This window comes from Candidatus Seribacter sulfatis, from assembly GCF_964187635.1.
Classification (GTDB): domain Bacteria; phylum Verrucomicrobiota; class Verrucomicrobiia; order Opitutales; family Seribacteraceae; genus Seribacter; species Seribacter sulfatis.
This window is the reverse complement of the sequence record NZ_CAXLMO010000112.1, coordinates 41,743-50,168: the sequence shown is the minus strand read 5'-3', so window position 1 is coordinate 50,168 and position 8,426 is coordinate 41,743. Positions and strand designations below refer to the sequence as shown.

At 44.3% G+C, this 8,426-nt stretch carries 8 protein-coding genes; 4 read left to right on the top strand and 4 right to left on the bottom strand.

Translation table 11 applies throughout. From position 1 onward, the window contains the following. Positions 1-270 precede the first annotated feature (270 nt). From ACKPQ5_RS10335 to ACKPQ5_RS10325, 3 genes are read left to right on the top strand one after another with little or no spacing between them, the layout of a single operon-like run. Entirely contained in the window at positions 271-1,548 is a 1,278-nt protein-coding gene (locus ACKPQ5_RS10335) for an ABC transporter substrate-binding protein (protein ID WP_407679030.1), read from the top strand. A 15-nt stretch (positions 1,549-1,563) separates the two neighbouring features. Beyond that, entirely contained in the window at positions 1,564-2,556 is a 993-nt protein-coding gene (locus ACKPQ5_RS10330) for a carbohydrate ABC transporter permease (protein WP_407679029.1), read from the top strand. Continuing rightward, positions 2,553-3,359, top strand: a complete 807-nt coding sequence (locus tag ACKPQ5_RS10325) for a carbohydrate ABC transporter permease (RefSeq protein ID WP_407679028.1) — start codon at positions 2,553-2,555, stop codon at positions 3,357-3,359. Before ACKPQ5_RS10330 ends, ACKPQ5_RS10325 begins: the two co-directional genes overlap by 4 nt. Here ACKPQ5_RS10325 and ACKPQ5_RS10320 read toward each other — a convergent pair. Next, positions 3,351-4,427, bottom strand: a complete 1,077-nt coding sequence (locus ACKPQ5_RS10320) for an ABC transporter ATP-binding protein (RefSeq protein ID WP_407679027.1) — start codon at positions 4,425-4,427, stop codon at positions 3,351-3,353. The genes ACKPQ5_RS10325 and ACKPQ5_RS10320 overlap by 9 nt on opposite strands. Positions 4,428-4,527: 100 nt before the next feature. Between ACKPQ5_RS10320 and ACKPQ5_RS10315 the strand changes: the two genes are divergently transcribed. Further along, on the top strand, positions 4,528-5,232 hold the full coding sequence (locus ACKPQ5_RS10315; protein WP_407679026.1) for a c-type cytochrome: 705 nt from the start codon (positions 4,528-4,530) through the stop codon (positions 5,230-5,232). Here ACKPQ5_RS10315 and murU read toward each other — a convergent pair. The 3 genes from murU to ACKPQ5_RS10300 form a co-directional block, all read right to left on the bottom strand. Continuing rightward, positions 5,229-5,897, bottom strand: coding sequence for an N-acetylmuramate alpha-1-phosphate uridylyltransferase MurU (murU, locus tag ACKPQ5_RS10310; protein WP_407679025.1), 669 nt, complete (start codon positions 5,895-5,897; stop codon positions 5,229-5,231). The genes ACKPQ5_RS10315 and murU overlap by 4 nt on opposite strands. A 6-nt stretch (positions 5,898-5,903) precedes the next feature. Further along, positions 5,904-6,866: an aminoglycoside phosphotransferase family protein gene (locus ACKPQ5_RS10305; RefSeq protein ID WP_407679024.1), complete on the bottom strand. Its 963-nt coding sequence runs from the start codon at positions 6,864-6,866 to the stop codon at positions 5,904-5,906. A 97-nt stretch (positions 6,867-6,963) separates the two neighbouring features. Further along, positions 6,964-8,424, bottom strand: coding sequence for a DUF1501 domain-containing protein (locus tag ACKPQ5_RS10300; protein ID WP_407679023.1), 1,461 nt, complete (start codon positions 8,422-8,424; stop codon positions 6,964-6,966). Between the last annotated feature and the right edge of the window lie 2 nt (positions 8,425-8,426).

The window sequence follows — 8,426 nt, the reverse complement described above, 5'->3', positions numbered from 1 at the left end:
CGGTAATCATAAAAGATAGCCTGACCGTTGATATTTTTCATGAAATAAATCCAGTTGGATGAATTGTTTGAGTACAAAAATGGCCATACTCCTTCTTGTTTTCATAATTTTAATGTTTTGAGTTAAATAAAATATTTACTTTCGATATACCATTTGCACAAAACAAGATAAAAATACAAAAAAAAGATTTTATATTCATAAATAAAATTTAAACTAATTTTCTGTACGAGCTTGCGAAGATTAGGGGTTCGAGCATAATTACACCATCTAATGAAATCCAAAAAGTCATATTTCTATTTATTTGTAATCGCAGTACTTTCAGTTTTGAGTCCACTCAGTGCTAAAGAGTTGGTTATTTGGATCAGTTCTTTCCAGGACCAGGTCTATTATGAACAGATGGGTGAGTTGTATTCGAAAGCGACCCAAAATGATGTCAAAATCAACGTGAAAGCATACGGTTTTCGCGAGATGCCTGATAAATTGGGAGTTGCCATTCGGTCGGGGCAGGGAATTCCCGACATGGTCCAGTTGGATGAAACTTTTTTTGGCGTATTTTTGAACGAAGATTCGCCTTTTGTTGACCTAACAAAAAAAGTGAAGAAATCCGGTTTAAGCAAAGATTTACATCCAAGGAGGTTGGAGGTTTTTACTTACAAAGGAAAGGTGATGGGGGTTCCCCAGTCTCTTAGCGCGATGGTGCTATATTATCGAAAGGATTTGTTTGAAGAATTCGATATCAAGCCAAGTGATTTAAAAACTTGGGACGATGTGGCAGAAGTGGGAGCACAATTACAGGAGGACCAAGGCCAGCGATTTATGGCATTGGATGGTACACTATTTGATGTATTTCTCCGGCAAAAAGGGACTGATTTATTTGATAAAAAAGGAAATTTTTTACCAGATGAAGAGAAAGCACTTGAAGTGCTGGAGGAGTTTGCCGAAATGTCAGCAGCTCAAATTACTGTAATGCCAGACAGAGGGTCCATTTTCGATCCGGTTTTCTTTAGCGGAGATTTGGAAACTGGCGAAGTGCTTTGCGTGCCCGGAGCCGATTGGTATGGTCTTGACCTTTTTCAACAGTTTGCGCCAGGGATGAAGGGATTATGGGGAATGATGCCACTTCCCACTTGGCGAAATGAGAAAGGTGAACTTGGGCCCCGAACTGCCACTTTTGCCGGTCAGGGGCTCATGATTTGCAAGGGAAGTAAAAAGAGGGAGGAGTCTTGGGACTTTATTGAGTTTGTGATGAAGAATAAGGAGGCCAATGCGGAGCGTTTTTTACAGGGAAACAGCTTTCCGGCATACCAGCCCTCATGGAAAGATGAAAGACTGTTGGCGAAACACGAATATTTTGAACAGTCCATTGGCGAGTTATTGATCCAACTCGCAAAGGAGATCCCACCGGTAGTCGTCGATCCAAGACGGCCCCAGGCTATTTTCCTCATGCAGGAGAATTATTTCGGTTCGGTAATGTTTGGTGCGTTGTCCCCCAAAGACGCGATCAAGCAGTATAGAGATGCGATGAAAAATAGCGGTCGCGATCGATAATTTTTTCTCCTGATTTTGGTTCTGTCTCAATACGAAAAAGGCTCTCTTTTTTGGCTTCTTGTTCCTTTTTTTGGACTTTGGGTTTTGTTTTGGTTGGTTCCGCTGATTTTAGGGATCGATCTATCATTACAAAGTCCTACTTTTACAGCCCCCCACCGGGAGATAATTGACTCAACAGGTACCAAGCCTCCCCCATTTTCCTTATCCTGGAATTTGCCAGAGAATTCTGAGGTGATTCAGGGAGACAATATAAAATATATTGGATTGCAAAATTTTAGTAATGTACTCGAAGATGCAAAATTTTATAAAGCCTTAAGAAATACTTTAATTTATGTATTGGGTTCGATTTTGTTACTCATTCCACTTTCATTCATACTGTCTGTCTGCCTGTTTCAATTAAGTGGATTTTTACGGGGCCTGCTCGTTTTTTGTTTAATGATACCCGGTTTGGCACTTCCCGGTGTCCTGTCCACTTTGTTTTATCTCTTCTTTCATGGCCGAACTGGTGCATTGAATCAATACCTTGTAGTTCCCCTCGGTTTTGAACCGGTGAATTGGATGATGGATCCGTCTTTTATTATGCCCTCGCTGATTATTCAGGCAGTTTGGCGGTGGACGGGAATGGTAACCCTATTTTTTCTTTGTGGATTACAGGCAATTCCAAATTGGCAATGGGAGGTGGCCAAAATTGAGGGTGCAGGGAAATGGTTATTGGTTCGAAAAATCTTAATCCCAAATCTTTGGCATCTGGCTTTGTTCGCAATGGTATTCTTGGTGGTGGATGGTTTTGCTTCGTTTTCCGGTGCCTATAACCTACTGGGTGGTTCGGGAGGAATATTAGACTCCGGTTTATTATTGGTCACCTATGTGTACCAAGTTGCTTTCCCAGGAGGTTCGGGACGATTTGATTTTCCGGGAGCGGCTGCGATGAGTCTGTTGGTGGTTCCTGTTACGGCGTTGCTTTTATTTATAATTTTACAGGGGCGGAGGAGGTGGGTTCTCCGATGAGAAAGTTAATCTCTTTTTGTATTTTGACGGGATCGGTCATTATCTGTCTGTATCCCTTCCTGTGGATGTTCCTGTCGTCTTTTAAGACGAATCGCGAAATTTACCAACCCACTTTACTTTTTCCGGAAAATTTTGAGATAGATTCCTACCAAAGTTTATTTTCTGAGCAGTACCTTCCTTTTTATTCCTTTTTTTCCAATTCCCTTTTTATCTCTGGTTTACAGGCACTTTTTGCCACCTTGATTACTGCAGCAGCGGCATTTGTATTTGCCAAGTATTCTTTTCGTGGAAAATCCTTTTTATTTGGCGTGGCAATTCTCGTAATTTTGATTCCCAAACAAGCTATGGCAGTCCCATTGTTTGATTGGATGTTATGGCTTGGATTGCAGGGAACAAGTTGGTCATTAATTTTTCCTGGTATTGCCAGTGGGTTGGGGATTGTTTTTTTTACACAGGTATTTCGAAAGATTCCCAACGAATTACTGGAATTGGCAAAAGTGGAAGGATTCTCTATTCCCCGTACATTTTTTCTGATACTTCCTTTAGTCGCACCTTCTTTAATTACTTATGGGCTGCTTCATTTTATCCTAAGTTGGCAGGAACACCTTTTACCGTTGTTGCTTTTGGATGATGAAAATACCACCTTGCCCATTGCATTATCAAAACTCCGGGATTCCAGTCATCGAATACCGGAGTCAGTAGGGATGGCGGCCGCTACCATATCCCTATTTCCAGTGGTGATTCTTTTTGCCGTTTGTTTTCGAAAAATGAAAACTGCTCTGGTCCACCTCTCGTTATCGTAGGACTCGCTTTTCTGTTTGAAGGTCAAACCAATGAACTCGGTTCCAATGGGGGGTCAGGAAATACTGTCTCCCCACCCGAAATTCCCGTAGTTCTGATTTAGCTATTATAGCATTCTCCTGAGCTGAAAAGTGTAGAATACGAGTGTCGCCTAAATTTTCAATTCTTTGGAGTGTTGCAGATAAGGAGTGAGAAGGTGCTTCATTATGAACTGTCCAATCTTCTGGGCGAATTCCCAATTCAATTTCTCTATCCGAAAGATCTGAATCCTTTGGTAAAGGGATTTGAATTGAGCCGTTGGTAAAAAAGGAATTATTTTGAACACTTTGAATCTCGCCCTTAAACAGATTGATTGGAGGGGATCCAAAAAATTCCGCCACAAAGCGATGCTCGGGAAAATCATAAATTTCTGTTGGAGTTCCTACTTGAATGATATGCCCTTGGTTCATTACGCAAAGCCGTTGTCCGAGCGTCATTGCTTCGACCTGGTCGTGTGTTACAAAAAGGGTGGTTTTTTGATATTCGTTGTGGAGTTTTGCCAGTTCATGCCGCATGGATGTGCGTAAATTTGCATCCAAGTTGCTCAATGGTTCATCCAGTAGGTGGATACTGGGATTGCGGACGAGTAATCGACCTAAGGCAACCCGTTGTCTTTGCCCACCAGAGAGTTCGTTTGGTTTTCGCTTAAGGAGTTCCTCGAGTCCGAGCCTTTGGGAGACGGGAATAATTTTTTCTTTGATTATCACTTTGGAAACTTTTCTGGCCTTGAGTCCAAAGGCAAGGTTATCATAAACGGATAGATTGGGAAAAAGAGCATAGTTTTGAAAGACCAGTGCCAAGTCTCGGTCCTTGGGTAGGAGCGAATCCGCATCTTTCCCTCCGATTTTAATCGATCCTCCAGTAAGTTCGTCAAGACCGGCGATTAATCGTAGTAATGTCGATTTTCCGCAACCGGAAGGTCCGACAAGGACGAGGAATTCACCTGCTCTAATCTCTAAACTAATTTCCTGTACCGCTCGTGTCCCATCGGGAAATACCTTGCTTATGTTATGGAGGGAAATACTAGACATTTTGATTATTGTGAAGGATGATGAGCCAAGGGTAAAGCATAGAGGGATTTGTTTTGTCGCTTGAGGAGTTTGGGTAAATTTGTAGATTGTAGTTCACACGATGATTACCTTGATGCAATTTTTCATTTTTATTGGAACCACGATCCTGTTGTTTTCCTGTGTGCCGGAGGTAAAGAAGGACTCCGTTGCGTTAATGAGTGATTCGCAAAGGGGGGAAACTTTGGTTGCAGAGTGTATGCTTTGTCACAGCAATAAAGAAGCCCAGCGTGGTCCTATATTACACGGTATGGAAATGTGGTACCTGATGGATCAATTAGAAAAATTTCGCTCGGGAGTGCGCGGGAAATTGGCTTCGAATCGCTCCGAGTATTTGATGGGGGTTGGAGCGCGAAAAATAAAAGATGATTTTGAATTGGCTTATGTGGCCAATTGGTTTTCTGAACAGGATCCACTGCCTGCCATTCGGACCGTGCAGGGTAGCTTGGAGGAGGGGAAGGAATATTTTAACCAAAGGTGTGCTTCCTGCCATGGGGGGAATGGAGAGGGCAACCGGTTGTTGAATGCTCCTTCCTTACAAAGACTGGAGGGTTGGTATTTTCTGGAGCAAATGAGAAAGTTTCGATCGGGGGAACGCGGGTATCACCCTCAGGATATTGGAGGACAGGCAATGGCGGCGGCATCCCAAGAGATCTCGGATCGAAATTTGCGCAATGTGGTCGCTTATTGTGTTGATGCGTTTGGCCCTGAGGAAGAATTATCGAATCGGGACCGCCTGGCTCCGAACAAATCGGTCAAACCATTTTAATTCCCATGATTTGCCTGTATGGCATGTAAGCGCTCGGGGGTGCCGACATCATCCCATTCTCCCTGATGGAGAATCCCTGCGACTCGATCCGATGCAATTGCCTGTTTTAGCCTCGGCACAATTGAAAATTTTTCCACTTTTGCACCTTCTAGAATTGAGGGGTGGTAAAGAGCAATACCGGCGTACAGGTATTGTGGTGACTCTGATTCTACAACGCGTCCATTGACAAGTGAAAAGTCTCCCCGCTCCCTCCATTCGGGTTGTTGGACAAGGTAAAGAAGAGATTGGTCATTTGACTCGAGCGAACGGGGAATCGAAGAAAAATCCAAATCGCACCACACATCTCCGTTCACTAGAAGAAAGGTTTCAGACCCTAGTAAGGGCAACGCTTTTGCCATGCCGCCTCCGGTTTCAAGGGGATCGGGACCTTCTTCGGAATATTGAATCGAAAGTCCCCATGTATCTCCATTTCCCAACGCCTCGGGAATCTTGGCGCCCAAGTGACCCAGGTTTATTACTACCTCTTTAATCCCTGTTTGGGCGATTTTTTCGAGGTGGTGTACAATGAGTGGTTTTCCTCCAATTGAAACCAAGGGCTTGGGTGTGTGGTCTGTTAATGGGCGCAATCTTTTCCCATAACCTGCGGCTAAAATCATCGCTTTCATAAATAATTAAGTAAGAATTTTGGCTCGATTAAATAATTCCTTTAAATCTTGTAATAGAGGGTTTCGATCGAGCACAGTGTTGATGTATTTTATTACCCGGGGCACTTCTTTCATATAATCAGGCTTGTGATCGCGAATGTGAAGGCGGTGAAAAATTCCGATACATTTTAAATGCCTTTGTAAGCCTGTAAAATCGAGCCAACGAATAAATTCATCTGTTTCGACCCGAGCATATTCAAGGTTGGAAGAAAGTAGTGAATCCTGAAACTGTAACGTGGTTTGCTTAATCCAATTTTCATCATTATCGACATAGCAATCTCTTAGCAGAGAAACCAGGTCATAAGTAACCGGTCCATGCATTGCTCCTTGGAAGTCGATAATTCCCACTTGCTCATTGGGGCAGAGAAGTAGATTTCTACAATGAAAGTCACGGTGCATAAATGCTTTTGGTATCCGGTCAATCTGCTCAATAAGAGTTTGAGTACAATGAAGATACTCGGAGTCAGGAACTCCCGGGAGGCACCATTCACGAAAGATATCGAGTTCCTTTTTTTGCCATGCCTGATCAAAAAGGGGTAGTTTTTCCTCGGAGTCAGTTAATGCATTTTGAAACTTTATAATTTCCGCAATAGCTGACTGGTAAAGAGATTCTCGATTTGGCCCTTTTATGGCATCCTGGTAGTGGAGATCCCCAAAATCAGAAAGAACTAAGAAGCCAAGTTCAAGATCCTGGGCAAAGATTTCGGGTACTTGGATTGCCGACTGCTTCATCCATTGCCCAATTTGCACGAAGGGCAAGGAGGGTTCCAAATCGGGTGGGGCATCCATAACGATATAGGATTGGCCCTGATGAACTAAACGAAAATAACGCCGGAAACTCGCATCCGCAGAGGCAATGGAAAGAGAACCGCCCTGGAAGGGAGTTTTTTCCTGAAGCCAATCCGCCAATAAGGCTTTTCTGTTATCCACCACCGAAATCACAGTGAAAAGTACTGTGGATTCAGGGGTAAATGGTCAAAGCAAAAATAGAAAACCTTGCCCAGATTTACCACTCATCGCGTGCATCTTAGGCAAGCAGGTCGGGTACAATTTTGGGATGCTCCACACCGGTGAGGCGTTGGTCGAGACCGAGATATTTATAAGTGAACCGTTCATGGTCGATCCCCAGAGCCCGTAATACTGTGGCGTTAAGATCGTTCACATGAACTGGGTTTTCCACGATATTATAAGCGTATTCATCGGTTTTCCCGTATTCAAACCCGGCTTTGAAACCACCGCCTGCCATCCACATTGAAAAGCTCCGGCCATGGTGGTCTCTTCCGTGGTTGTCCTTGGTTAGTTTTCCTTGCGAATAAATCGTTCGACCAAACTCTCCTCCGCACACCACGATTGTATCTTTGAGAAGACCACGCTGCTTCAGGTCCTTCACCAATGCCGCGGCCGGTTGGTCAATATCTTTGCACTGGCCCCGGATTTGCTTAGGCAAATTATTATGCTGGTCCCAGCCACGGTGAAAGAGTTGAACGAAAGGAACTCCGCGTTCGGACAGTCGCCTGGCAATCAGGCAGTTATGGGCAAAGGTACCTTTCTTCATGGCATCCTTGCCGTAGAGGTCGAGAACATGCTTGGGTTCATCTTTCAGGTCCACTAGTTCGGGGACACTCGTCTGCATACGGTAAGCCATTTCGTACTGGGCAATACGGGCATCGATTTCCAAATCTCCCGTTTCCATTTTCTTGGCCTGATTGATTTTGGCAATCCCATCGAGCATATTACGGCGCATATCCCGCGAAATACCATTGGGGTTGGAAAGATAAAGCACGGGATCTCCTGCCGAGCGAAATTTTACTCCCTGATGCTTAGAGGGAAGAAATCCGCTTCCCCACAAACGGTCGTAGAGGGCCTGAGCATTTCCTTTCCCTTTAGAGATCATCACCACATATCCGGGTAAATCTTTATTGGGGCTACCCATTCCCCAGTCAAGCCACGCCCCCATGGATGGTTTCCCAGGTTGCTGGGAACCGGTGTTGATCGCAGTAATCGCGGGGTCGTGATTGATCGCCTCAGTGTGGACTGATTTTACCAAAGTTATATCATCGGCAATACTGGCAATGTTGGGAATCGCATCACTAAACCAGGAACCATTTTGTCCATGCCTGGTAAAATCAAACATCGGAGCCACACAGGGAAAAGAGGACTGCTTCGATGTCATTCCGGTTATACGCTGACCGTTACGAATACTGTCGGGTAGTTCTTTTCCGTGGAAATCACGCATTTCCGGATGATAGTCGTACAGGTCGATGTGTGAGGGGCCACCGGAAAGGAATAAATAAATGACCCGTTTTGCCGTGGGTTTAAAATGAGGGCCGGGAAGAGTACCCGCAAACTTGTCCGATGCTTCAGATGCGGCTGCATTCAACAGTGATGGATTCAACAGATGAGCTGCACCCAGTGCACCTAAACCACGGGCACCAAGCCCGATCATTTGTCTGCGTGTCTGATTTTGATGAAATTCAAATGGATTCATTT